Origin of the sequence: Gilliamella sp. W8126, assembly GCF_016102185.1 — a bacterium.
Classification (GTDB): domain Bacteria; phylum Pseudomonadota; class Gammaproteobacteria; order Enterobacterales; family Orbaceae; genus Gilliamella; species Gilliamella apis_A.
In genome coordinates, this window is the sequence record NZ_JACFPE010000001.1 from 230,035 (window position 1) to 255,082 (window position 25,048).

General features: G+C 33.3%; 22 protein-coding genes and 1 riboswitch. Of the genes, 18 read left to right on the forward strand and 4 right to left on the reverse strand.

Annotated elements, in window-relative coordinates; genetic code table 11:
• Positions 1-156 precede the first annotated feature (156 nt).
• A complete protein-coding gene (gene yihI / locus H3S74_RS01025) occupies positions 157-657 on the reverse strand; it encodes a Der GTPase-activating protein YihI (RefSeq protein ID WP_198221777.1) in 501 nt (166 codons plus the stop codon).
• A gap of 166 nt (positions 658-823) precedes the next feature.
• Here yihI and coaA point away from each other — a divergent pair, with 166 nt between their 5' ends.
• From coaA to ndk, 8 genes are all read left to right on the forward strand, one after another.
• Positions 824-1,759: a type I pantothenate kinase gene (gene coaA, locus H3S74_RS01030; RefSeq protein WP_086357041.1), complete on the forward strand. Its 936-nt coding sequence runs from the start codon at positions 824-826 to the stop codon at positions 1,757-1,759.
• A 17-nt stretch (positions 1,760-1,776) separates the two neighbouring features.
• The gene (locus H3S74_RS01035) at positions 1,777-2,232 is read left to right on the forward strand and encodes a DUF1090 domain-containing protein (RefSeq protein WP_110448225.1); all 456 of its coding nucleotides are present in this window, start codon (positions 1,777-1,779) and stop codon (positions 2,230-2,232) included.
• A 155-nt stretch (positions 2,233-2,387) separates the two neighbouring features.
• Positions 2,388-2,432, forward strand: a riboswitch (PreQ1 riboswitch).
• 2 nt (positions 2,433-2,434) lie between these two features.
• The gene (gene queF / locus H3S74_RS01040; RefSeq protein ID WP_086363504.1) at positions 2,435-2,908 is read left to right on the forward strand and encodes a preQ(1) synthase; all 474 of its coding nucleotides are present in this window, start codon (positions 2,435-2,437) and stop codon (positions 2,906-2,908) included.
• Between the two features lie 23 nt (positions 2,909-2,931).
• Positions 2,932-3,588: a 7-cyano-7-deazaguanine synthase QueC gene (gene queC, locus H3S74_RS01045; RefSeq protein ID WP_110448224.1), complete on the forward strand. Its 657-nt coding sequence runs from the start codon at positions 2,932-2,934 to the stop codon at positions 3,586-3,588.
• A gap of 44 nt (positions 3,589-3,632) precedes the next feature.
• Entirely contained in the window at positions 3,633-4,304 is a 672-nt protein-coding gene (locus tag H3S74_RS01050; RefSeq protein ID WP_110448223.1) for a 7-cyano-7-deazaguanine/7-aminomethyl-7-deazaguanine transporter, read from the forward strand.
• Between the two features lie 257 nt (positions 4,305-4,561).
• Positions 4,562-9,694, forward strand: a complete 5,133-nt coding sequence (locus tag H3S74_RS01055) for an alpha-2-macroglobulin (protein WP_198246993.1) — start codon at positions 4,562-4,564, stop codon at positions 9,692-9,694.
• A 98-nt stretch (positions 9,695-9,792) separates the two neighbouring features.
• Positions 9,793-12,090 (forward strand): penicillin-binding protein 1C, encoded by a 2,298-nt coding sequence (pbpC, locus tag H3S74_RS01060; RefSeq protein ID WP_198199311.1) that lies wholly within the window; start codon positions 9,793-9,795, stop codon positions 12,088-12,090.
• A 15-nt stretch (positions 12,091-12,105) separates the two neighbouring features.
• The gene (gene ndk, locus H3S74_RS01065) at positions 12,106-12,528 is read left to right on the forward strand and encodes a nucleoside-diphosphate kinase (protein WP_110448220.1); all 423 of its coding nucleotides are present in this window, start codon (positions 12,106-12,108) and stop codon (positions 12,526-12,528) included.
• 68 nt (positions 12,529-12,596) lie between these two features.
• Here the strand turns inward: ndk and H3S74_RS01070 are convergent, their stop codons facing one another.
• Genes H3S74_RS01070 through H3S74_RS01080 form a run of 3 tightly spaced genes read right to left on the reverse strand, consistent with a single transcriptional unit; the run spans position 12,597 to position 15,659 of the window.
• Positions 12,597-13,358 carry a DeoR/GlpR family DNA-binding transcription regulator gene (locus tag H3S74_RS01070; protein WP_110448219.1) on the reverse strand — a complete coding sequence of 254 codons (762 nt, stop codon included), beginning with the start codon at positions 13,356-13,358 and terminating at the stop codon, positions 12,597-12,599.
• 45 nt (positions 13,359-13,403) lie between these two features.
• Positions 13,404-14,384, reverse strand: coding sequence for a 4-hydroxythreonine-4-phosphate dehydrogenase PdxA (gene pdxA / locus H3S74_RS01075; protein ID WP_198199314.1), 981 nt, complete (start codon positions 14,382-14,384; stop codon positions 13,404-13,406).
• A gap of 12 nt (positions 14,385-14,396) precedes the next feature.
• Positions 14,397-15,659 (reverse strand): four-carbon acid sugar kinase family protein, encoded by a 1,263-nt coding sequence (locus H3S74_RS01080; protein WP_198246994.1) that lies wholly within the window; start codon positions 15,657-15,659, stop codon positions 14,397-14,399.
• A gap of 227 nt (positions 15,660-15,886) precedes the next feature.
• On the opposite strand from H3S74_RS01080, the gene H3S74_RS01085 reads away from it, so the two are divergent.
• From H3S74_RS01085 to pmrA, 10 genes are all read left to right on the forward strand, one after another.
• Positions 15,887-17,023: an iron-containing alcohol dehydrogenase gene (locus tag H3S74_RS01085; protein ID WP_110448216.1), complete on the forward strand. Its 1,137-nt coding sequence runs from the start codon at positions 15,887-15,889 to the stop codon at positions 17,021-17,023.
• 26 nt (positions 17,024-17,049) lie between these two features.
• Positions 17,050-17,928, forward strand: a complete 879-nt coding sequence (locus tag H3S74_RS01090) for a dihydrodipicolinate synthase family protein (protein ID WP_110448215.1) — start codon at positions 17,050-17,052, stop codon at positions 17,926-17,928.
• Between the two features lie 40 nt (positions 17,929-17,968).
• A complete protein-coding gene (locus H3S74_RS01095) occupies positions 17,969-19,372 on the forward strand; it encodes a sodium:solute symporter family protein (protein WP_198199318.1) in 1,404 nt (467 codons plus the stop codon).
• 12 nt (positions 19,373-19,384) lie between these two features.
• Positions 19,385-20,569, forward strand: coding sequence for an exo-alpha-sialidase (locus H3S74_RS01100; protein ID WP_110448213.1), 1,185 nt, complete (start codon positions 19,385-19,387; stop codon positions 20,567-20,569).
• Between the two features lie 75 nt (positions 20,570-20,644).
• Positions 20,645-21,109, forward strand: coding sequence for a YhcH/YjgK/YiaL family protein (locus H3S74_RS01105; RefSeq protein WP_110448212.1), 465 nt, complete (start codon positions 20,645-20,647; stop codon positions 21,107-21,109).
• A 255-nt stretch (positions 21,110-21,364) separates the two neighbouring features.
• A complete protein-coding gene (locus tag H3S74_RS01110) occupies positions 21,365-22,192 on the forward strand; it encodes an ABC transporter substrate-binding protein (protein ID WP_198221759.1) in 828 nt (275 codons plus the stop codon).
• 5 nt (positions 22,193-22,197) lie between these two features.
• Positions 22,198-22,923, forward strand: a complete 726-nt coding sequence (locus H3S74_RS01115) for an amino acid ABC transporter permease (RefSeq protein ID WP_110448210.1) — start codon at positions 22,198-22,200, stop codon at positions 22,921-22,923.
• 6 nt (positions 22,924-22,929) lie between these two features.
• Entirely contained in the window at positions 22,930-23,616 is a 687-nt protein-coding gene (locus H3S74_RS01120) for an amino acid ABC transporter permease (RefSeq protein WP_086364485.1), read from the forward strand.
• A gap of 134 nt (positions 23,617-23,750) precedes the next feature.
• Positions 23,751-24,275: a phosphatase PAP2 family protein gene (locus H3S74_RS12625; RefSeq protein ID WP_198221757.1), complete on the forward strand. Its 525-nt coding sequence runs from the start codon at positions 23,751-23,753 to the stop codon at positions 24,273-24,275.
• An 89-nt stretch (positions 24,276-24,364) separates the two neighbouring features.
• Positions 24,365-25,027, forward strand: coding sequence for a two-component system response regulator PmrA (gene pmrA / locus H3S74_RS01130; protein ID WP_110448208.1), 663 nt, complete (start codon positions 24,365-24,367; stop codon positions 25,025-25,027).
• Positions 25,028-25,048 lie beyond the last annotated feature (21 nt).

A 25,048-nucleotide genomic window follows, 5' to 3' on the forward strand; every position in this document is an offset into this window, starting at 1 on the left:
TGTAATTTGTTTTTTTTAAATATAATAAAGTGCAAATAAATAATCCTAAATATAAACATAGCATAATCAATAGTGGCATGGTATACGACTCTTTATCGTGATTATTTTGTATATAAGATTATTGATGTTTTTAACACATATTTAATTAAAACTAAATTAATTACGTTTCAGTAGACTGACGATATCTTCTTTTATTTCTTCTTGTTCATCCTCGAAATCTTCATCTTCATAACCTAATAGTTGCATAAGTTTGTCTATACGATTTAGTTTATTATCAAGATAAGTCTGTTGTTCGTCAGTTAAGGTTTTACCTTGTTCAACCAAATCTAGTAATTGATCCAATTTAGTATCATTTTCAAGTTGTTCTAATTCTTGTTGTGGTGTTAATTTAGCTTTAGTTATTTTGGACTGATTAATTTTATCTACCTTTCTAATAGATGAATTATCATCTACTACCAATGAAATTGGTTTTTTACTGCCAATACGAGGATCTTTTATTGCTTTAGTTGTTTTGTTACTTTGATTGTTATCTTGACCATTGAAACGTGAACCACTAGGTAAACCTTTATGCTTACGTTTGCGCTTTAACTCACGAGATTCTTCATTAATCTCTTGGCGGGTTTTTTTAGGTTTTTGTTTTGATTTATTTTTTAACATACAATCTCAATTTAATATCTGATTATTAACTGACTAAATGTATTTTACCAGTAAGTCATCAATATAGCTATGAGCATGAGATAATACCAATTTATGATTGTAAAAAAATAGATTTAGTATAATCTGAGCCAAATTATTTATATCAGCTAGCAATAGAGAATAAAATATGACAAATCATTTGAGCCCTTACATGCAATTTACCCGACAAGAATGGGCGAGCTTGCGTAATGCGGTACCAATGACTTTAACGCCAGAAGAATTGACTTCATTACAAGGTATTAATGAAGATTTATCCATGGATGAGGTAAGTGAAATTTACTTGCCTTTATCTCGATTACTCAATTATTATATAAGCAACAGTTTTAGCCGTCAGGCAGTGTTATCAAAATTTTTAGGAAAAAGTCAAAAAATACCTTATATTATTGGTATTGCAGGTAGTGTAGCTGTTGGTAAAAGCACTACCGCCCGTGTCCTACAGGCATTGTTGACTCGTTGGCCAGAGCATCGGAAAGTTGCATTGGTGACAACTGATGGTTTTTTATATCCTAATCGTTATCTTGAAGAACGTGGTATCATGAATAAAAAGGGGTTTCCACAATCCTATGATATCAAGAAATTACTTAATTTTGTTGCTGATGTAAAGTCAGGACAAGCAGAAGTTAAGGCGCCCGTTTATTCTCATTTAGTCTACGATATTGTTGAAGATGAACATATTATTGTTGATAGTCCTGATATTTTAATTCTTGAAGGATTAAATGTTTTACAAGGCAGCATAAACTATACTCAAGCTAATAATCGTGTATTTGTTTCTGATTATGTCGATTTTTCGATCTATGTCGACGCACAATTACCGCTATTACACGATTGGTATGTTAATCGTTTTTTAAAATTTAGAGCTGGGGCATTTAGCGATCCTAACTCTTACTTTAACCATTATTCAAAGCTTCCAGAGGAAGAGGCCGTGAATATTGCTAACCGCCTTTGGCGAGATATCAATGAATTAAATTTGATTGAAAATATCCTACCAACACGGGAACGAGCAAGTTTAATTTTAACCAAAGGTAAAGATCATAAAGTAGATTGTGTTCAATTAAGAAAATAAACTTAAGGGGAGTCAATATGAAATCAGCAATAAGGTTATTAAGTAAGTTAAGCATTATCACTTTAGTTACTGCATTTTCGGTAAATAGTTATGCATCAAGTAATGACGAAAACCAAGGATTAAATTGCGATGCTAAAAAGCAAGCAATTGAAACAAAAATTGAACAAGCTAAAAAAGCAAATAATAGTAATGAAGTGACTGGTCTTGAAAAAGCGTTGCAAGAAGTTAATACCAATTGTACTGATGAAACTTTAGAACAAAAATATAAAAGATTAATAGTTGAAAAAACTAAAGATGTTACAGATAAAACCAAAGAATTAGCTGAAAAAACTAAAGAGTATGCAAAAGACAAGGTTAATGCCCATCAAGATACAATCGATGCATTAAAAGCGAAATTAAATGATGCCGAAAAAGAATTAGCTGATGCTAAAGAGAAGCTTGCTGATTATTACAAACAATTGACCAGCAAATAAATTATATTCGGCTTAAAAAGTGCTTTCCTCACATTTTTTTACTAAGTTATAACTAAATAAGCACCATTGATCTAGTATTAATGGTGCTTTTTATTAATACACTCAACTTTGCTTAAACTGGACTTTTTTATTTAAAAAGAGTATGGTGTGCGCCTGATTACGTGGTTCGTGAACCTCCCACGCTAAAAAACTAAGGAAAAAAATGAGTAATATAACACTACTAGGCGATCAATCCGTTCGCTATCCTACTGACTATTGTCCAGAAATCTTAGAAACATTCGATAATAAACATCCAGGCAACGATTATTTTGTAAAATTTAATTGTCCCGAATTTACCAGTCTTTGTCCAATAACTGGGCAACCTGATTTTGCTACTATTTATATTTCGTACGTGCCAAATATTAAAATGGTAGAAAGTAAATCACTCAAGCTTTACTTATTCAGCTTCCGCAATCATGGTGATTATCATGAAGATTGTATTAATATCATCATGAAAGATCTGATTAAATTGATGGATCCAAAATATATAGAAGTGTGGGGAAAATTTACCCCCCGAGGTGGAATATCTATTGATCCTTATGCTAATTATGGTAAAGCAGGTACTGATTGGCAACAAATAGCCGTGAATCGCTTAGCTAATCATGACCTTTATCCTGAAAAAATCGATAATCGTTAATCTTTTTACAGGAATAGTTAAAAATGCAAAATCGTAAAGCACTTGTTATCTTTTCTGGTGGCCAAGATTCTACCACATGTTTATTGCAAGCTATTGCTGATTATGGTCGTGAAAATGTCGAAACCATTAGTTTTCAATATGGCCAACGTCATGCAATTGAACTGGAAAAAGCTAAATGGATTGCTGAAGATCTTGGTGTCAAACAAACCGTTATTGATACGTCGGTGATTAAACAGACAACCAATAATGCTTTAATTGATGACTCTCAAGAAATTACTGCCACTAAGGAAACTGATTATCCTAATACATTTGTTGATGGTCGTAATATGCTGTTTTTACTTCTAGCTGGATGTTATGCCAAACAACAAGATATTTGCGATATTATTATCGGAGTTTGTGAAACTGATTTTAGTGGTTATCCTGATTGTCGAGATATCTTTATTAAATCAATGAATGTATCGATGAATTTGGCTATGGACTATAACTTTAATCTCATTACACCATTGATGTATCTTACTAAAGCTCAAACGTGGGAAATGGCCGATAAGCTTGGTTATTTGGATTATGTCCGAAAATATACCCATACTTGTTATTATGGCGTTGATGGTGGTTGTGGTAAATGTCCTAGCTGTATTCTTCGAGATAATGGTTTAACCGATTACCTTAGTCATTCAAATTAATTGTAACACTGGGTTCGCTTACCCCATTAAAAAAGGAAAAACTTATGTATCTGAACACTAATTCAGAACAAACTAAACCATTTACTCATGTAGAACAGATGAAAGCACTTGGATGGCTTTCGTTCTTTCATATTTTAGTTATTGCTTCAAGCAATTATTTAGTACAAATCCCATTTGATATTTTTGGTTTTCATACTACTTGGGGCGCTTTTACTTTCCCATTTATCTTTCTTTCTACGGATTTAACTATTCGGGTCTTTGGCGCTAGTCTAGCCAGAAAAATAATTTTTGTAGTAATGATACCTGCTTTGCTACTTTCTTACGGGGTTTCAGTGTTATTTTTTGATACTCATTGGATGGGATTGGCTGCTTTATCTGAATTTAATAGCTTTGTTTTCCGGATTGCGTTAGCTAGCTTTGCCGCTTATTTAGTTGGACAGTTAATGGATATTACCGTATTTAATTATTTAAGAAAAAACAGAGCATGGTGGGTGGCACCTTCTGCTTCGGCAATATTAGGGAATGGTATTGATACTATTGTCTTTTTTGCTATAGCTTTTTATAAAACTAATGACGAATTTATGGCAGCGCATTGGGGTGAAATTGCCACTATTGATTATAGCTTTAAAATAATCATCTGTGGTTTATTCTTTTTACCATTATACGGAATTATTTTAAATTTTATCTTAAACAAATTAGTTATCAAATCCCAGTAACTTGACTTTAAGTTTACCTATGGTTCATTATTTATCTGGCAGTTAAGGTTTATTGGCAATATAATAAATTCCAACTGCCAATTTTTATCTCTCAAAAAAATCCGTTCCTCAAAATTTCAACAAAATTCATAATTTAATTATAAAAAAATTTAAAAATTTGATTAAAGAAGTTTTGCCAAACCTTGCCTGAAAGTGCATAATATAGCTAAAAAAACAACCAATACATTCATTGTAACAGTAAGGGATTAGGTGAAATAATGAGATTGAGTAAACACTTAGCGGTGTTAAGTTTATTTTTTATGCTATGTGCTTGTGATAATCAAGAAGATAAAACTGTAGAGTCGCAGAAAGTTGATAAAACTGAGTTTACAACAGATGTCATTGACAACAAAACCGATACTGTTGCAACAGAAACTTTAACTGAAAGTGAAGCTGTATCTCAATCTCATAATGCCTTTAATCCAACGCCAGAGTTAATTGAAAAGTATAAAGGTAAACAATTAACTGTCATTGATAGCTCAGAGGTTATTCTCGATGGTTCAAGTACTTTAGTGGTGACTTTTTCTGTACCACTAAATCCTAAATTGAATTTTTCTAATTTACTCAGATTAGTTGATAGAAAAACAGGTAATGTTGATGGTGCATGGGAGTTATCGGATAATGGTTTAGAGCTAAGACATCGTTATCTTCAACCAGATCGGCAACTGGTTTTAACCATTGATAAATTATTATCAGCCATCAATGATAGCCATTTAGAATCTGTTTATCAAAAAGAAATTACTACTCAAGACCGCCAACCTACAGTAGGTTTTGCAAGTTCGGGTATATTACTACCAAGTAAATCTATGAGCGGATTACCTGTCACAACATTGAATGTAAATAAAATTGATATTAACTTTTTTAAAATTAAACCAGAAAAATTACCTGAATTTGTTTCTTATTTTGGTTTTATTGATTTACTCTCAATTTGGAACAAAAAAGAGTTTACTAGATATGCTGATTTAGTTTACTCATCAAGGTTTGATCTTCATCCAAAACCTAATGCGCAAGAAACCATTTTAGTAAACCTTTCTAATATATCTGAAGTTAATCAAGAAGGTGTTTATATTGCTGTGATGAATGAGGCAGGTATTTATAACGAATCGAATCCAGCAACTTTATTTTCAATTAGTAATATTGGTGTGTCAGTTCATCGTTATAAAAATGCTAAGCTAGTCGTAATGGCTCATGGTTTAGATAATGGTAAACCATTAGCAAATATTAACTTGTCATTAATGTGCCGTAAAAATGAAAATAATAAAAACTGCCATACAATTTCAGTAGTGACCGATCAGAATGGTTATGCTGAATTTAACCTAGATAAAGATTATGACTATTCGGTATTAACAGCCAGTGATGGCCTGCAAACTTCATTTGTAAATATTGATAGTAATGCGCTTAATCTGACTGATTTCAATTTGTCAGGCAGTCCTTTTTATCAAAAACAATTGTTTGTTTTTGGACCTCGTGATCTTTATCGTCCAGAAGAAACTGTCTATTTTAATGCATTATTACGTAATGCTGATGGGCAATCATTACCGGATCAACCAATCATTGCTGATATTATTTCTCCTGATGGTCGAGTGATTAAGAATTACCAATTAAAAAGTAATGCTGATTTAAATGGTTTATATCAGCAAACTTTTGATATTCCTGATGATGCAGCAACTGGTAAGTGGTCAATTCGTTTTAATTTAGGCGATGATAATTATCGCTTTTGGAACTTTAAAGTTGAAGAGTTTTTGCCTGAGCGTATGGCAATGGAAATCAAAAGCTCAGCAAACAGTGCGATTCTTAATGACGAAGATATTAACTTTAATGTTAAAGGTTGGTATTTATATGGTGAACCAGCAACAGGTAACAGTTTAGAAGCTAATCTCTATTTAAAGAGCGTTGATTCAGTTACTGGCCTAGCTGACTTCAAAATTGGAAAAGTGACAGACGAAAGCCTATATCGTGAGCTTGATCCTCTTGAAGTGGAATTGGATGATGATGGTTTAACTCAAATTGAGGTTAGCAAAGATAACTGGTCTGGATTACAGTCTCCTGCTAAATTGGTTTTACAAGCAAGTTTACTTGATTCAGGAGGTCGACCGGTTACACGTTATGCGACACAAACCATATGGCCGGCAGATAAATTACCTGCAATTCGAGCATTATTTGAAGATTCACCATATTATGATTGGAATAAGGATCAATATTATGATCGACCTACCGTTGACATTGACCATAATGCCGAATTTGAAATTGCTTATGTCAATCTTGAAGGTGAAAAGTTAGCTACAAATTCATTAAAAGCTCGGTTGATTCGCGAACGTCGTAGTTATTATTGGACTTGGTCAGATGAGGATGGTTGGCGATTAAACTATAATTCTAGTGAATATGTGGTTTCAGAAAATCAACTATCTATTGATGCAAATAGTACAACCAAAATAAGTTTTCAACCAACAGATTATGGCTCTTATCGAGTTGAAGTTGTTGATCCTCAAACTAACGTTATGACAAGTTTCCGTTTTTGGGCTGGTTATGATTGGGAAGATAATACTCGTGGCACAAAATCTGTACGGCCAGATCAAGTTAAGTTAACTATTGATAAACCATCTTATAAAGTTGGCGATATAGCTAGAGTGAATGTGCAAGCACCAGTTGCTGGCTCCGGTTATATCTCTTTAGAAAGCAATGAAGGTACCATTTGGAAAAAATCAATCACTATTGATGAAAATGGTTTAGATGTTGATATACCAATTGAAAATTGGGGACGACATGATATCTATATTAGCACCATGATAATTCGTCCATCGACAGATGCTACTGTACAAACAGTTAAACGAGCGATTGGATTATTATATTTACCAATTGATACAGCAGACCGACAATTAAATGTTGCAATTAATGCTCCAGTACAAGTTGAACCTGAAACTACTGTACCGATAAAAATCAAAATGGATAAACAATTTATCCAACAGGATAAAAAAGTCACTGTTTTAGTTTCTGCAGTTGATTCCGGTGTATTAAACATTACTGATTTTGTTACTCCTGATCCTTATACAGGATTTTTAGGGCGTAAACGCTATGATGTCAATATTTACGATGTTTATGGTAAATTGATTGAAGCTTCAGGGCGTAATGTTAGTATGAGCTTTGGTGGTGATGCGATGGGTGCTGGTGGTAAAAAACCATCAAATGAAGTCCTAATTGTAGCACAACAACTTGAAACTATTCAGTTAAATGATGAAGGCGAAGGGATCATTAACTTACCATTGCCTGATTTTAATGGTGAACTACGAATAATGGCGCAAGCTTGGGATAACAATCGTTTTGGTAGAGCTGAAAAAACGATGAAAGTTGCTGCTCCTGTTATTGCTGAATTAACAACACCTCGATTCTTATCTGGTGGTGATCAGGCGATTTTAGCGTTAGATTTGCATAATTTGACTGGTAGTACGCAAAACATGCAAGTTGAGGTATCAACTAGTGGTTTGCTTCATCAAAATGAAACAAAATCGGTTGCTGTAAAACTAGATAGTAAACAGAAAGATATTATTAAGATTCCTGTTGCTGCCGACTATGGTTATGGTAAAGGAACAATAAAGATAGATGTAAAAGGCATTTTGCTTGAAGATAATTCTGATTTCAATATAAGTCGTTCTTGGACAATTGGCATAAGACCCGCATATGCCGCAACTTCAAGATCTTATGTCGCAGCATTAGATGCAAATGAAAGTTGGCAATTATCAGACCAAGCTTTAACTGGTTTAATCGAAAATACTGTTGAAGGGCAGTTAGTGGTCTCTAATCAACCTCCTTTAAATATTGCACAATATATCAAAAGTTTATTTGCTTACCCGTATGGCTGTTTAGAACAAACTACGAGTGGGTTATTCCCATCTTTATATGCTAACAGTGATCAACTGGCGCAGTTAGGCATTAAAACTGATTCTGATGAAAAGCGTCGAGAAAAAGTTCAAACAGGTATTTCACGCATCTTATCAATGCAACGTAGTAATGGAAGCTTTGGTTTATGGAGTAACTATAGTGAAGAAGAACATTGGCTAACAGTCTATGCGACAGACTTTTTATTGCAAGCTAAAGAACGTGGATATCAGGTTAATGATAAAGCGCTTGATGCTGCAATGACGCGTATTGGTCAATATATTTATGATGCCTCTGCATTTAATAATCTTAGTTATTACGGTGATTTAAACGTGCTTGAGTTTAATAAATTATCTATTAAAGCTTATGCTTTGATGATACTTTCTAAACAAGAGAAAATCACTGCTGCAATGCGTAATGAAATTAATTATTTAACCGATAAAATAATGAGCAGTGATACATCATTTATCTACTCACCGTTACCATTAGCTCATTTAGCGGTAACAGCAAAATTAAATGGTTATCAGTCAACCTATGACAAATTACTGCCGTTAGTTTTTACTACTCCATATGCATATAATGATAAGTGGTTAGGCAATTATGGTAGTACAGTTCGTGATCAGTCATTAATTCTTTCTTTATTGATAGAAAATAATATGGCTAAGAATAATCAGGCAAGTTATCTATATAGTTTGTCAGAATTATTAAATGATCAACGTTATTTCTCAACTCAGGAATTAAATGCGTTATTTATTGCTGGTTGGACATTAGATCAACATAAAAATGGTAATAAATTCAAAGTGTCAATAAATGGCAAAATTGATGATGTTGATTCAATTGTTTCACATTCCTATGATTTTGAGGGATTAGCACAAGGATTGTCTATTAATAACTCCGCTCATGATCAGCCACTTTATATTAAATTTTCAGTTACAGGTTATGCAAAAACGCCTCCTGCACCAACATCGCAAGATGGTTTCTTAACTATTAATCGAACCTATTATGATTTACATGGTAAAGAAATAATACCATCGGATATAGAAGTAGGTTCCATGATGGTTGTCGTTTTGGATGTAACAGCCAAAAAAGCTGTTCATGATGCTTTGATTGTTGATTTCTTACCTGCAGGTTTGGAGCTTGAAAATCAAAATCTTACCAATAGCAATGTACATTTATCAACAATTCCATGGGTTGCTGATTTATTAAAAAGTGATGATATTAATGAGATTAAATATCAGGAATTTAGAGATGATAGATATGTTGCTGCGGTGAATATCAATACCTATATCAATGAAAATAAATATCGTAAACGCGTTGCTTATTTAGTAAGAGCAGTGACTACTGGTGATTACATGATTCCTTATCCTTATGTTGAGTCAATGTATCGACCAGAGCGATTTGCTATAGGACAATCACTTGATTTGATGAAAATATCTAGTCCTAGCAAAAAAGATAATAGTGAAGAAGGTGATAAGTAATTTCACTGTAACATTTTATAAAAATGATTATTCCGCCAATATAGTTGGCGGAATTTTTTATTTTCGAATAAATTTAGCTGGGTAATATAATAACGATAATGAAAAAGTTCTTTTGTAAACTATTTAAATTTTTGTTGGTATTACTAGTTTTATTTGTTGGTGGCTTTTTTGTTGCTGATTATCTTTTTCCATTATCTGTTTCACAAAATAAAACTACGCAAACTGTCGTTGCCGACGATGAAACTCCATTATGGCGATTTGCCGATAAAAATGGTATTTGGCGTTATTCGGTGAGCCTTGATGAAGTCCCAGATTATTATCTTGACGTTTTATTAAATTATGAAGATCGTTATTTTTACGATCATATCGGTATTAATCCCATTTCTTTACTGCGTGCTGCTTGGCAAAATATATCTAATGATAGAATTGTGTCTGGAGGTAGTACCATTTCAATGCAAGTGGCTCGGTTATTATATCCTCATGATCGAACATTGTTTGGCAAGTTAAAACAGATCTTTCGCACTTTTCAACTAGAATTGCATTATAGCAAAAAAGAAATACTCACTTTATATATTAATCACGCACCTTATGGTGGCACAATTGAAGGTATAGGTGCTGCAAGCTGGTCTTATTTTGGTAAACAGCCCAAAGCATTAACCCGTAGTGAGGCAGTTTTATTAGCTGTGTTACCGCAAGCGCCTAGTAGGTTACGACCAGATAGGTTTCCTGAAAGAGCTAAGCAAGCTCGTGACAAAGTTCTAGATAGATTAGCTGAATATCAAGTGTGGTCAAATGACTTGATTGAACAAGTACGCCGTGATGAGGTTTGGGTTTATCCCCGAAAGGCCCCTCAGTTGGCTCCATTATTAGCTTATCGCTTAAAACAACAATATCCTAATGAGGATATTATTCATTCAACCATTGATGTGTCTCTCCAATATAATTTAGAAGATTTAGCTGTTAATCGTAAAAATCAATTACCTCCTAAATCATCATTGGCTATTTTAGTTGTTGATCATACTGATATGACTGTAAAAGGCTATGTAGGCTCGGCTGATTTTAATGATAAAGAACGTTTTGGCCAGATTGATATGATTAGGGCATTACGTTCTCCGGGGTCTACATTAAAACCGTTTATTTATGCCTTTGCTATTGATGATGGTATGATTCATTCTGAATCTTTACTGCAAGATGTTCCTCGTATTACCTCAGATTATCGACCCACTAATTTCGATGAAGGTTTTTATGGTCCAGTTAGTGCATCAGAGGCACTAAGTAAATCACTGAACTTACCCGCAGTTCAATTAATCGAATTATATGGTCCAAAGCGCTTCAGCGCCAAACTGGCAGGTATTGGTTTGCCTTTATCTTCTATAGCTAATGAACCGAACATTTCTTATATATTAGGCGGCGCTTCATTAAGAATGGATAATCTTGTTAGTGCTTATAGTGCATTTGCTAGGCATGGTGAGGTGAGTCCGTTACGTTTCACTAAAAAGGAACCATTAATAAATAAACCACTTATTTCTGATGGTAGTGCTTGGATAACAAGGCAAATGCTAATTAATAGTAATCTGTTAGCTTATAAAACGGGTACCAGTTATGGCTATCGGGATGCTTGGGCGGTTGGAGTTAATTCAAGATACTTAATTGGTGTCTGGGTTGGGCGACCGGACGGTACACCTGTTGCTGGACAATATGGTTCAATATCTGCAATGCCAATTTTGCAACAAGTTAATTCGATACTTTTAAATAGAGAAAATCGTTTAAATCGATTTATTACTTCTAATAAAAAACCAGAATCAGTCTCTTCTATGAAAATTTGTTGGCCATTAGGACAACCTCTTCCTGAATCAGATGCGAATTGTCATCGACAAAAAACAGCATGGATATTGGATAAAATGGTACCACCAACATTAAGTACTTATAGCGAATTGAAAAACAATATTTACCGTTCTGGTTGGATAAATATTTGGGTTAATGCACGAGGGGAACGTGTCGCAGCTGATTGTTTAGGCGCGCAAAAAAAACAGGTAGCATTATGGCCTGTTTCGTTAGAAAACTGGTTATTAACTAAAGAACGAAGACAATCGATATTACCGCCTATCGATAAAACGTGTCCTATAATGGGTAAAGATATTTTTACTTCACTTAATATTGTTGGGCTACGTGATAAACAATTAATTAGAGCATTGCCGGGTATTAATCAAGTGACTGTTGATCTCACTCCGGAAGGTGGTTATGGAGAGAAATGGTGGTTTTTAGATGGCGAATTAGTGGCTAATTCTCAAAATAATGAAAAAATAGCTTTAACAGTGACCAAAAAAGGGAAACATCGTTTATTATTATTAGATGAAAGCGGTCAAATTGTTCGATTAACTTTTATATCAGATTAATAAAGGAATTCTCGCATGGCTATACAACGCACTTTATCAATCATTAAACCCAATGCTGTTAAAAAACAAGTTATAGGTGAGATTGAAACTCGAATATCAAAAGCAAAACTCAAAATCATTGCTATGAAAATGATCAAGTTGACAAAGTCTCAAGCTGAAGGCTTTTATGCTGAACATCAAGATAAACTTTTTTTTGATAAATTAGTTAATTTTATGATTTCAGGGCCAATAGTTGTGCAAGTGCTGGAAGGTGAAGATGCTATTAACCAATATCGCCAATTGATGGGTGTTACGGATTTAAGTAAAGCCGAACAAGGAACGTTGAGAGCTGATTTTGCCGATAACACTACTGAAAATGCCGTACATGGTTCAGACTCTATTTCATCAGCGGAAAGAGAGATTGCCTACTTTTTTGTAGATAGTGAAATAGTTGGATAATTGCTGAATAAGGCAAATATCACAGATAAATAAATTTTATGATTTTTCAAATTTATCTGTGACTTATATTAACTGGCAATATGTAACTTAAATGGTTGGCTTTGAAGATGTTGTACTGTTTCGATATCTAAATGGTTATCGGTAATAATATCGGTAAAACGATTAAGTGGTATGGAAGTAAATAAAGAATAAGAATTGTATTTACTGCTATCCGCAACAAGCACTACTTTATCAGCCTTTTGAGCAAATCCTGCTTTAATTAATGCTTTGTCTTCTGTTGGTGCGGTTACCCCTTTACTTAAACTCCAGGAATTACAACTTACAAATGCAATATCGGGATTAATTTGTAGAAGTAATGAACGTCCATGTTCACCAATGCATGATTGGCTACTATCATCAATTTTACCGCCAATGATGGTTACTTCAATCTGTTTAAACTCAGATAAAAAAAGTGCAATATGCAAATCTGATGTAATGACTCTGACAGGCATTTGGGTAATTCTTTTAGCTATTTCCAAAGTTGTTGTCCCTGCATCAAGCGCTATTGAGTCGCCAGCTTTAATAAGATCGGCTGCAACATCTGCAATAAGCTGTTTTTCACTAAAATTTTTATGAATTTTTTCAGATGTAGTTGGTTGGCTAGGAATAAAACGATTTAAAGTAACACCGCCATGTGTCCGACTGATTACGCCTTGTTGATCTAATTTAATTAAATCGCGGCGAATAGTAGCAGGAGAGGCTTCAGTAGCTATAACTAACTCTTCGACTGTGACTAAGTTATGAATCTTAAGATAATCCATGATTTGATCGAGTCGATTGTATTTTCCCACTGAAAATTCCCCTTTCTATTTTTCTAAGTTTATTAATATTGTTAACTAAGATAACAGTTCCGCTAATCGGATTGATTCTATCATACTATCGGCTTTTGCAATACCTTGCCATGCAATATCAAATGCTGTGCCATGATCGGCTGATGTTCTAATAAATGGTAGTCCGGCTGCGATATTTACCCCATCATAAAAGCCTAATAATTTAAGGGGAATATGACCTTGATCGTGGTACATTGCAACAACCATATCAAATTTACCTTGATGGGCTTGTAAAAATACTGTATCGGGTGCACATGGACCAATGGCATCAATGCCACAAAGTTGCATTTTTTCAATAGCTGGTGTAACAAATTTTATTTCTTCATCACCAAACAGCCCATGTTCTCCTGCGTGAGGGTTAACGCCAGCTACAGCAATTTTTGGCGCAGAAATTCCTACTTTTTTAAGAAAATCATCAGCAATTTTAATAACTTTTTCAATTCTATCACTACTTAATTTATCCAAAAAGTTTCTTAATGAAACGTGAGTGGTAACATGAATCACTTTTAGTGAATCAGTATAAAGTACCATAGCGACATCTTTACTATTAGTGAGCTTCGCTAACAACTCAGTATGTCCTGGATACATGTGTCCTGCTGAGTGTAGTGCCTCTTTGTTTAGCGGTGCTGTTGCAATAGCTGTAACTTCGCCTGCAAGTGCTAATTCAGTTGCTTTTTTTACACATCGATAAGCTAGATCTCCCGCTTGTGGTTGAATTTTGCCAGGTTGTAATGAATCGATATCTTCCAATTTTATATCAATTATATTAATCACATTTTTTGAGAAATCAGCCTCGTTCACGCTATTAATAACATTAAAATTAACATCGCTAAATAATCCCATTTTTAATTGTTTTTTTAATAAATCAGCCGAACCAATTACAATCGAATGTATATTTTTTACAATATCTGATTGTAGTGCTTTGACAATAATTTCCGGTCCGATTCCAGCCGGATCTCCCATAGTTATCGCTATGATTTTTGACACAATTTATCTCCTTTAAATAAATCTTAATGCTTTTAAAAAAATATCTTTTGTTCCAAATCCACCGGCTTTAGTAAATATTTTATAATCTAAAATTTCATGGCTTAATAATCTACCGTAAGGGACTCCTTCACAAACTTGTCCCTCGATTGTAAAACCTATCGCACCTAAAGATTTAGCAATGGAAATAGCTACATCCCCACCAGTTAAAAATAAATTATTAAACTTTATGTTTTTAACTAATAATCCTAAACCACTACAGATTTTTTCACCTAGTTCGGTTCTTGATAATTGATATTGTTGGCAATACAAATCGATTTTTTCTCGTTCTTGCTTATTGGTACTGGTTCTGACAATACAATGTTGATTATTATCAAGTATTTTTTGAATTTTATTTTTATATGTTATTAACGTAGTTGCTGATAGTTCTGGTAATAAATCTGATATTTTTAGATCTATTACATTCCAGTTATTATCATGTTGAATGGTATAATTTATCTGTTGTTGAGTAATTTCGCTCATTGATCCTGCCATGACTAACATTGGTTTTTTACTTAGTCTTTCTGATTTTGGTTTTTTTTCTGTCATTGATTGCGAAAGGAATTCAACTAATCCAGCCGAGCCTACTAGTAAAACTTTATCTAGTAATCCTTGAGTTTGTTCTATAATCGTTTTTAAATCATGATTTGTTTCAGCATCGATTATGATGATCTTAGTTCCTTGAGTTGCAAAGTTTTCAATACATTTTGCTATTTGATGAGTTCTTACTTTATCTATATTGATTTCTTCACATGGATAATCTGTTTGCTGTTTTATAATTGTTTTTATATGGGATGAACAAATAGGTGTTTTAGGATCAGTGGCAAATTCGGTGTTGATTAGTTCAATACCATTAACATAGCATTTACCATTTTTAGTAATACGATTCATATTAGGAAAAGCTGGTATAACTAAAGCAAATTTAATTTGAGTTGTTGCCAGTAATGTTTCTATTTCCCCACCTATATTACCACGCAGAGTTGAATCAATTTTTTTATAAATAGGTTGTAAATGTCGGTTATTTAAAACAACTTGCTTAATTCTATTTTGGGCTTCATGATATTCGATTGCTCTACTTTCAGTATTAACAACCATAACTTTTTTATCATTAATATGAGTTTTTAAAGGCTGTATAGATCGCCAATCAAAAACAACATCAACAGTGAATCCTTTCTTAACAAATTGTACACCAGCGTCATTAGAACCAGTGAAATCGTCTGCAATTATTAACCTTACCATTGACTAATCTTACTCAAAAAAAACTATTTTTAGGATTATACCGATTATTTAATCAAAAAAACAATAAAAATGATTAAAATAAATCATTTTAATCATAATGTGATCTGGATCATAGTTTTGTAATATTAAAATTGATCAATTATCTAACTTAAAATAACATTAAATGATTAAATTAAATCAATATGATTTTTAATACTCATTTAAATTGCAATCGATTGGAGCTAACTATGCACATTAACAGTACTGTCTTAAGTGGACAAGGTGTATTAAATGATCTTAATTTTCTATTCAAACAACATCGTCATGTCATATTTATGACTGATAAAAATATTATTAATTTACCAGTTGTAACTAAATTGATAAAAACACTTGTAGATACGGTTCATCATTTCACTCTCATTGATGATATTCCACCAGAGCCTAGTCATCATGATGTCATAAATTTATTAAATCGAATGAAAATAGCTAATGCTGATCTAGTTGTTGGTGTCGGTGGAGGTAGTGTTCTTGATGTTGCTAAATTAATTTCAGTGTTATGTGCTAAAGAGAATCAATTGACTCTTGAACAATTATTGGCAGGTGTGAAACCTTCTAAACGATGTACTTCCATTCTTATCCCTACTACGGCGGGAACAGGTTCCGAAGCAACTCCAAATGCTATTTTGGCTATTCCTGAAAAATCTACCAAACAAGGCATCATTTCACCAGTTATGTTGCCTGATTATGTGTGTTTGATTCCAGAATTAACTATTTCTATGCCAAATCATATTGCGGCCTCTACAGGTATTGATGCTTTGTGTCATTTAATTGAATGCTTTACAGCCAGTATAGCCAATCCGGTTGGTGATAATTATGCCTTAATAGGTATGGATAAATTATTTAAGTTTCTTGAGAGATCAGTAAATGATAAAACTGATTTAGAAGCAAAACTGAATATGCTTTGGGCTTCATATTATGGTGGTGCTGCGATTGCCCATTCAGGTACACATCTAGTTCACGCTATGTCATATCCTCTAGGTGGTAAATACCATATTCCTCATGGTGTGGCAAATGCCATTCTACTAGTTCCTTGTATGGAGTTTGTTCGTGACGCGGTGGTTGAAAAATTTGCACAAGCTTATGACTTATTGCCAGATGCAAACCTAAATTTAACTAATGAAGAAAAATCGCATGCATTAGTCAGTTACTTTAAAGATTTAGTCGGTCGTTTAGCACTACCTACAAAGTTACAAGAACTTAATATCTCGCCACAAGATTTACCCTATCTTGTTGATTCAGCTTTAGAAGTGAAACGTTTAATGAATAACGTTCCTAAACAAGTTACCAAACAAGATGTTTTAGCTATTTATCAATCACTTTTATAGACAATCCTACTCTTGGAGTAAAAATTATGAGCAAAAAAATAGAAGGAATTTTAACCGCCATTGTCACAACGTTTGATGAAAATGGGGATTTTTGTCCAAAAAGAATGCGTAAACAGGTTCAACGCCAATTAAATCATGGTAATAGTGTTTTTTGTAATGGTACCAATGGTGAATTTTTTGTTTTAACCCAGCAAGAAAAGATCAAAGTTACTGAGGTTTGCGTCGATGAAGTATCTGGACGTTCTCCTGTAATGTCTCACATCGGTGAAATTTCAACCCGAGAAACCATAAAATTAGGTAAGCAAATCGAAAAATTAGGCGTAGATGCTGTATCAGTAATAGCGCCATATTTTATTCCATTAAAACAAGAAGAACTCATCTATCATTATTCAACAATTGCAGATGCACTAACCGTTCCTGTTTATCTATATAACATTCCAGCCAGAACAGGTAACACCATTTTACCAGAAACAGCCGCCAAACTTGCCGAACATCCTAATATTGCTGGTATCAAGGACAGTGCAGGAAGTGCCGAAAGTTTGCAAGCCTTTCTTGATGTAGCAAAAAGCTTAGATAACTTTGATGTATTAACCGGTCCTGATTCATTGATATATCAAGGATTTGTTGGTGGTGCAGTTGGTTCGATTTCTGGGCTTGCTAATGTTGCACCGGGTTATATCAATGCTATCTGGAAAAACTTTAAAGCAGGTGACCTTGATAAATCTAAAGCAGCTCAGGATGCTGTAGGTGATTTAAGGAAAAATTTATATGCAACTGTATTCTCTCCGGCAGCAGTGAAAAAAGCGTTAACACTAATGGGAGAAGAAGTTGGTGTAAGTCGTTATCCAATCCAGTTTTCAGATGATCACATTGCAACCATTAAAACCATTGTGAATCATTTATAACAAATATTTAACATGTAATTATAAGAAATAAAGGTGATATATGCATTACTTTGGAACAATGGACACAATAATAATTGTTAGTATTGTTGTCCTTTATATATTAGCTACCTCATGGATGACTTATTTTTTAAGAAGTAAAAATAATAGTGATTTCATGGAAGGTTCTCGAGCTGTACCGGCGATAGTTGTTGGGATATTACTAATGACTGAGTATATTGGTGCAAAATCAACAATTGGCACAGCACAATCAGCGTTTGATAATGGGATTGCTGCATCATGGTCTGTAATTGGTGCTGCTATTGGTTTCCCACTTTTTGGATTATTGTTAGTAAAAAAAATCTATAATACTGGTGAAATTACTATTTCAGCTGCAATTGCTCAAAAATATGGTAATTCTACTAAGAATTTGATATCGATTATCATGATTTATGCATTAATACTTGTTAATGTTGGTAACTATATTAGTGGAGCGGCTGCAATTTCAACTGTGTTACAAATTTCATTGCCTGTGGCAGCATTTATTACTGCAGTAGTCAGTACCTTTTATTTTGCCTTTGGCGGTTTGAAAGGTGTTGCATATGTAACAATCGTTCATAGTGGTGTGAAATATTTTGGGGTGTTATTTATCTTAGGAACGGCTTTATACCTTACCGGTGGTTTTGCTCCAATGATCGAACAAATGCCGCCTCATTATTGGACATGGGATGGCTCTATTGGTGCAGGTACTATTTTTGCATGGCTAATCGGAACAATTGGTTCAATATTTTGTACGCAGTTTGTTATTCAAGCAATTTCATCAACAAAAGATGCTAAATCGGCTAAACGTGCTTGCTGGTATGCCTTCTTTTTCTGCTTACCTATTGCGATTGCGATTGCGGTTATTGGGGTATGTGCGAAATTTCTTCATCCAGATATTAAAAGCTTGTATGCGTTACCAGTATTCATTCAAGATATGAATCCTTTTATGGCTGGGATTATTACTACCTCATTAGTTGCTTCTATTTTTATCAGTGTGAGTACTGTTGCTCTAGCGATTGCATCATTAATCGTTAAAGATTTTTATGTTCCATACTTTAAACCAACGCAAGAAAAAGAATTTAAAGCGACAAAAGTCATCTCAGTTATTGTTGGATTTGCTCCGCTCTTGTTAGTTTTAGCCTTTCCTGAGGTCTTAAAGCTTTCTTTCTTTACTCGAGCAATTAGGTTGTCTATAACTATAGTTGCAATGATAGCGTTCTATTTACCATTCTTAAACAGTACTCGAGCTGCTAATATGGCATTAATTGGTGCCGCTGTTATCACCTCTACTTGGTTCTATTGTGGTGATCCATTAGGAATTAACAATATGTATGTTGCGTTACTTTCTCCAGCCATCATTATGTTGTTAGACAAATTATTCATCAGTCCTTTTGTAAAAGAAAAAACAAAAGCGGATTCTTTATAAGGAGATAAATTAATGACTCAAGTTAAATTGGACTGTTCGGGTAAATTGACTACAAATAATTCTGATCCATTGCGTGTTGATGCTTATTTACCAACAGAATGTGTGCAAAACCATGCTGCAAATTTATTACCATTACCAAATGGTGATCTACTTTGTACATGGTTTGGGGGAACACAAGAAGGTATTGCGGATATTTCAGCTTATTATTCGCGTTTAAAGAAAGGCTCTAATACTTGGACAAAAGCCACAAAATTGTCAGATGACGCAACTAGATCTGAACAAAATCCATTGTTTTTTTTAGATCCTGAAAATGTATTGTGGCTTTTGTATACAGCTCAAGTTTCAGGTAATCAAGATACGGCTATCGTTCGTTATCGTAAATCAAAAGATTTTGGCGAAACGTGGGGGCCAATAAATACTCTTCTTGAAGATCCTGATAAAGGAATTTTTATAAGACAACCTATAACAGTGATGCCAAATGGAGATTGGTTATTACCTGTATTTTATTGTATAGCTAAACCTGGTGAAAAATGGGTTGGTAGCTATGATACTAGCGGTGTAATGATATCAAAAGATAAAGGAGAAACATGGTTTAATGTTGATATACCTGATAGTTTAGGTTGTGTTCATATGAATATTATGATGTTACAGGATAATAGTTTATATGCTCTTTTCCGTAGTCGTTGGGCTGATAATATTTATGAAAGTCGGTCTAATGATGGTGGGTATACCTGGTCAAAACCTATTCCTACCATATTACCTAATAATAATTCGTCTATTCAAGCAACCGTATTAAATAATGGACATATCGCTTTAGTGTTTAATAACTCAAGTGCTAAGGATGCAAAAGAAAGGCGTGTCTCATTATATGATGAGATTGAAGATACCAGCAGCACCAATAAAAAAGAAGCCGCTATCATAGATGGCCAAAAAAATGCTTTCTGGGGAGCGCCAAGAGCACCGATGTCTTTAGCTATTTCAACAGATAATGGTAAAACGTGGTCTTATATTCGAAATTTGGATGAAGGTGATGGTTACTGCATGTCAAATAATTCTAAAGATAAATTGAATAGAGAATTTTCTTATCCAAGTATCAAGCAAGGTTTCGATGGCAAGCTTCATATTGCTTATACTTATTTCCGAATGGCAATTAAATATGTTGTTGTCGATGAAAATTGGGTAAAAGCAGAGAAATAATTTTATCTAGCCCATCAATTTTGATGGGCAATATTGGGTTAAATATTATTTTAAACAATGTTATGGAGAGTAATGATGATTGCAGGGAATATGAATTTTTTAAATCTAGCTACGTTACCAAAGTCGTTATATGATGTTCTATCTCAACCAGAAACAAGTCTGAATTATTTGAAAAGTTTAGCAGATGGTCGTTATCAGCTTGAAGGTGAAAAATGGTTTTATAATATAAATGATTCAATTACTTCACCAATTCAAGAAAGACACACTGAATTTCACAAAAAATATTTAGATATACAATTAATTTTAAGTGGTGAAGAAATTATTCGTTATAGTTTAAATGATTGTAGTTCTGAGTCATTTTTTGAAAAAAAACCAGACCTTTTTATTTTAGAGAATCCTTTATTAACAAACTCCATTCTCCTAAAAGAAGGTGATTTTGTCACTTTCTATCCAGGCGAACCGCATCAAGCACTTTGTATGGTTGATGTGCCTAAAAAAGTTCGTAAAGCAGTATTCAAGGTACCTGTTGAAATTATTTAATTTTTTAATTCGAGGTTACAATCCAATTTAAGTTTACAGTAAATTTATTCTTTTGATTTCCTGTAAGCTTAAAGATCAAGTATTAGATTCCACGTACTTTGCCATTTTATTATTATCAATTTGTTATAAATTTAATCCAATTAGTGATTAACATATAACTAATAGTTATATCTATGTAAATATTTGTTATTTATCGTAAAGACTATTTATTGTTAGACTTTTTATGTAAATACCTATCTTATTAAGGATGTTGTCATGAAATTTCTAACTAAATCATTAACAGCTGTAGCTTTGATTAGCACACTATTAGGCGTGAACTCTGCTTATGCAGATCGTTTAGACGATATTGAAAAACGGGGCGAGATCAAAATTGCTGTATTTGATAGCAATCCTCCGTTTGGATTTATTGATGAAAAAACCAATAAAATAACAGGGCTAGATGTTGATTATGCTAATGAAATAGCTAAAGGATTAAATGTAAAAGTGGAACTTGTTCCAACTAATCCAGCTAATCGTATTCCATTACTTACCTCGCAAAAAGCGGATTTGATCGTTGCCAACTTTACGGTTACTGATGAGCGAGCTAAAACAGTTGATTTTAGTTTGCCTTATTTTGCCACAGGTCAGAAGTTTGTGGCTAAAAAAGGATTGTTAAAAACAGCTGATGATCTTAAGAAACTTCGTATAGGGGCTGATAAAGGTACCGTAATGGAAATTACTCTTCGTGAAAAGTTTCCAACAGCTAAAGTGATTTCTTATGATGATACGCCTTTTGCTTTTGCAGCATTACGTAATGGAGTGGTACAAGCTATTACTCAAGATGATGCTAAGTTAATTGGTTTACTCGCAAATGTCCCAGAAGAACAACGTGCTGTTTTTGAAATTTCACCATTTAGTATTACTGAAGAATATCAAGCTGTTGGTATTCCAAAAGGTGAAACTCGATTAAAAGAAAAAGTTAATCAAATATTATTAAAACTTGAAAATGATGGTGAAGCATTGACTATTTATAACCGTTGGTTTGGTCCAGATACAAATTCTGCGATGCCTCGTGGCGATTTCAAAATAGGAAAAGGTCAATAAATTATATGTATGAGCAATTACTAGAGCCTCGTTATTTATGGTGGTTATGGGATGGTTTTTTAGTCACTATGGCTATCTCTTTTTTAACAATTATATTTTCTACTACATTAGGGTTTTTGTTAGTTATTGCTCAGCAAAGTCATATTAAAATTATCAAAGGCGTTGTTATTGGATATAACGCCATTTTTCGTTATTCGCCATTATTACCACAACTTTTTTTCTGGTATTTTGGTATCGGTAATTTGTTACCGATTGAGTTTAAATTATGGTTATTTGATGAACCAGAAATTCAACTGTTTTTGTTCACTCTAAAAATGCCATCTTTTGAATTTATTATTGGTTTAATTGGTTTAACATGTTATTCCAGTGCTTTTATTGCTGAAGAATTCCGGGCTGGAATTATGGGGGTGAGTAGTGGACAAGAACAAGCCTCATTAGCATTAGGTCTCACTCGTTGGCAGAGTATGCGATTTATTATTTTACCGCAAAGCTTTCGTATCGCTTTTCCTCCTTTGATCGGTCAATATATGAATATTATCAAAAACTCATCGCTAACCATGGCAATAGGTGTGTTAGAACTATCTTATGTTTCTCGTCAAGTAGAAACCGAATCGTTAAAAACATTTCAGGATTTTGCAGTAGCAACTTTTTTATATATTTTCGCTATTGTTATTGTGGGTACCCTAGGCAATATTTATCAATCAAAATATTTACAAATTGGAAAGGTCTAATACGTTATGGATTTTAAGGGTTTTGAAATTATTTGGCATAATCTCGATTATCTTATTTTTGGAAATTTCCCTGGTGGCATAGTATTAACATTGTTAATGAGTTTTGCTGCTATTGTTTTTTCGACCATTTTGGGTGTTTTCGCGGGTGTCGGTTTAACGGTTTGTGACGGATTTTTACGTAAACTTTTAGTTATTGTATTAGGTTTTTTAAGAGCGATTCCCGTTATTATGCTCATATTTTGGACTTATTTTTTATTGCCAGTTTTATTAAATATTGATGTGCCAGCTATCACTACTGTGATTTTTGCTTTATCATTAATTGGTGGTGCATACATTGGTCATTCTGTTCATGCAGGAATGGTAGCTATTGGCAAAGAACAATGGCAAGCAGCTTTTTCATTGGGTTTTACAAAAAGCCAAGTCATTATTTTTATTATCTTGCCACAAGCATTAAAAATGATGTTACCTTCCTTTGTTAATCAGTGGGTATCATTAATTAAAGATACCTCTTTAGCTTATATCGTTGGTGTTGCAGAGTTTACCTTTATTGCTACCCAAATTAATAATCGCAGTATGGTTTATCCTACAGAGATTTTTTTGTTTGTTATTGTGGTTTATTTTATTATTTGTGCCACACTTGATTTTACAGTATCAGTATTACCTAAATATCATTTATTTTCTCGCAAAAAATAGCTAGATTGTTTATTTCAATATTATTGAGCAAAACATCTCTAAAAAACTCAAAAAGGTTATTAAGGTTCTTTTAAGCTTCGTTTGCTAAATTATAAGTAAATATTGTCAGTATTGGTTTTGATATGTTACTTAATATGAACTCTCATCTTTTTTTATTAATCAATGCGCAAGAACATGCTTCGAAGTTGTTTATTCTTTTTGCTGTGTTTTGTGCTAATTACTTAATATTACTACCTATTGGCTTATTAGGAATATGCTGTATATACAAACCACTATATAGAACATTGGTGATAAAAATTTTAATAAGTTTAGCATTAGTGCTAACTGTTACTTTTATTATAAGGCATCTATTTTATTCGCCACGGCCATTTGTACTTAATGTTGGTACTAATTTTTTAACCCATGATAAAACGAGTTCGTTACCAAGTCAGCATGCTGTTTTTATTTGGACTATCTGCTTTTCTATTTATTTAAATTATAAAAAGCAATTTAAATCGTTTGCATATTTATCTACTGTAGTTGCTTTGCTTGTTTGCTGGAGCCGTATCTACTTAGGGGTTCATTGGCCACTAGATATTTTAGTTGGTATGTTATTAAGTTTTATATCAGTTTTTCTAATTAAAAAATTTTGGTTTCTATATTACAAAATTTATAAATGAATAAAAATTTAAGTTGTTTAAGGTTAGGCATATACTAGTTAACTATGCTAGCTAGGCTATTTTTCAAATCTAATTAAGGTTGAACTATAATGAAAATACTTATAGTCGAAGACGATAGTTTATTACAAAAAGGGTTATACGATGGTATAACATCTGATGGTTATGTTTGTGAAGTGGCATCTAATGGTAAGCAAGCGGAAGAACATATAGAGTTTTCGCAATTCAGTTTAATTATTCTTGATTTGGGATTGCCAGATTGTGATGGTTTAGAATTACTCACTCGTTGGCGTAAAAAACAAATTGATATTCCTGTCCTTATTTTAACTGCCCGCGATACTATTGAAGATAGAGTAGAAGGTTTAGATCTTGGTGCTGATGATTATTTAATTAAGCCTTTTGCTTTAACTGAATTACTAGCAAGAGTGAGGGCATTGATTCGTCGAAATCAAGGAACAGCTGATAATATTATTAATTATGGCCCGATTAGCATTGATATTAAAAGACAAACAGCGACATTAAATGAACAAGAAGTTATATTAACACCTAAAGAGTTTATTTTATTGTCTAGATTAATGTTAAAAGCTGGAGAAAAAGTACATCGTAATTTATTGCAAAATGATTTATATGATTGGCAAAGTGATCCTAGTTCAAATGTGCTTGAAGTTTATATTCATGCGCTACGAAATAAATTAGGTAAACATTTAATCAAAACTGTACGTGGATATGGTTATCAACTCAATATTGATAATTAGCTATTATTCTAAATTTAGTGA

Coding starts and splice junctions, on each gene's coding strand:
- H3S74_RS01050 (WP_110448223.1), top strand. CDS start 3,633: ATGTATCTGAACACTAATTCAGAACAAACTAAACCATTTACTCATGTA.
- H3S74_RS01110 (WP_198221759.1), top strand. CDS start 21,365: ATGAAATTTCTAACTAAATCATTAACAGCTGTAGCTTTGATTAGCACA.
- coaA (WP_086357041.1), top strand. CDS start 824: ATGACAAATCATTTGAGCCCTTACATGCAATTTACCCGACAAGAATGG.
- H3S74_RS01085 (WP_110448216.1), top strand. CDS start 15,887: ATGCACATTAACAGTACTGTCTTAAGTGGACAAGGTGTATTAAATGAT.
- H3S74_RS01105 (WP_110448212.1), top strand. CDS start 20,645: ATGATTGCAGGGAATATGAATTTTTTAAATCTAGCTACGTTACCAAAG.
- ndk (WP_110448220.1), top strand. CDS start 12,106: ATGGCTATACAACGCACTTTATCAATCATTAAACCCAATGCTGTTAAA.
- pmrA (WP_110448208.1), top strand. CDS start 24,365: ATGAAAATACTTATAGTCGAAGACGATAGTTTATTACAAAAAGGGTTA.
- H3S74_RS01100 (WP_110448213.1), top strand. CDS start 19,385: ATGACTCAAGTTAAATTGGACTGTTCGGGTAAATTGACTACAAATAAT.
- pbpC (WP_198199311.1), top strand. CDS start 9,793: ATGAAAAAGTTCTTTTGTAAACTATTTAAATTTTTGTTGGTATTACTA.
- H3S74_RS12625 (WP_198221757.1), top strand. CDS start 23,751: ATGAACTCTCATCTTTTTTTATTAATCAATGCGCAAGAACATGCTTCG.
- H3S74_RS01090 (WP_110448215.1), top strand. CDS start 17,050: ATGAGCAAAAAAATAGAAGGAATTTTAACCGCCATTGTCACAACGTTT.
- H3S74_RS01080 (WP_198246994.1), bottom strand. CDS start 15,659: ATGGTAAGGTTAATAATTGCAGACGATTTCACTGGTTCTAATGACGCT.
- H3S74_RS01120 (WP_086364485.1), top strand. CDS start 22,930: ATGGATTTTAAGGGTTTTGAAATTATTTGGCATAATCTCGATTATCTT.
- queF (WP_086363504.1), top strand. CDS start 2,435: ATGAGTAATATAACACTACTAGGCGATCAATCCGTTCGCTATCCTACT.
- H3S74_RS01055 (WP_198246993.1), top strand. CDS start 4,562: ATGAGATTGAGTAAACACTTAGCGGTGTTAAGTTTATTTTTTATGCTA.
- queC (WP_110448224.1), top strand. CDS start 2,932: ATGCAAAATCGTAAAGCACTTGTTATCTTTTCTGGTGGCCAAGATTCT.
- yihI (WP_198221777.1), bottom strand. CDS start 657: ATGTTAAAAAATAAATCAAAACAAAAACCTAAAAAAACCCGCCAAGAG.
- H3S74_RS01095 (WP_198199318.1), top strand. CDS start 17,969: ATGCATTACTTTGGAACAATGGACACAATAATAATTGTTAGTATTGTT.
- H3S74_RS01035 (WP_110448225.1), top strand. CDS start 1,777: ATGAAATCAGCAATAAGGTTATTAAGTAAGTTAAGCATTATCACTTTA.
- H3S74_RS01115 (WP_110448210.1), top strand. CDS start 22,198: ATGTATGAGCAATTACTAGAGCCTCGTTATTTATGGTGGTTATGGGAT.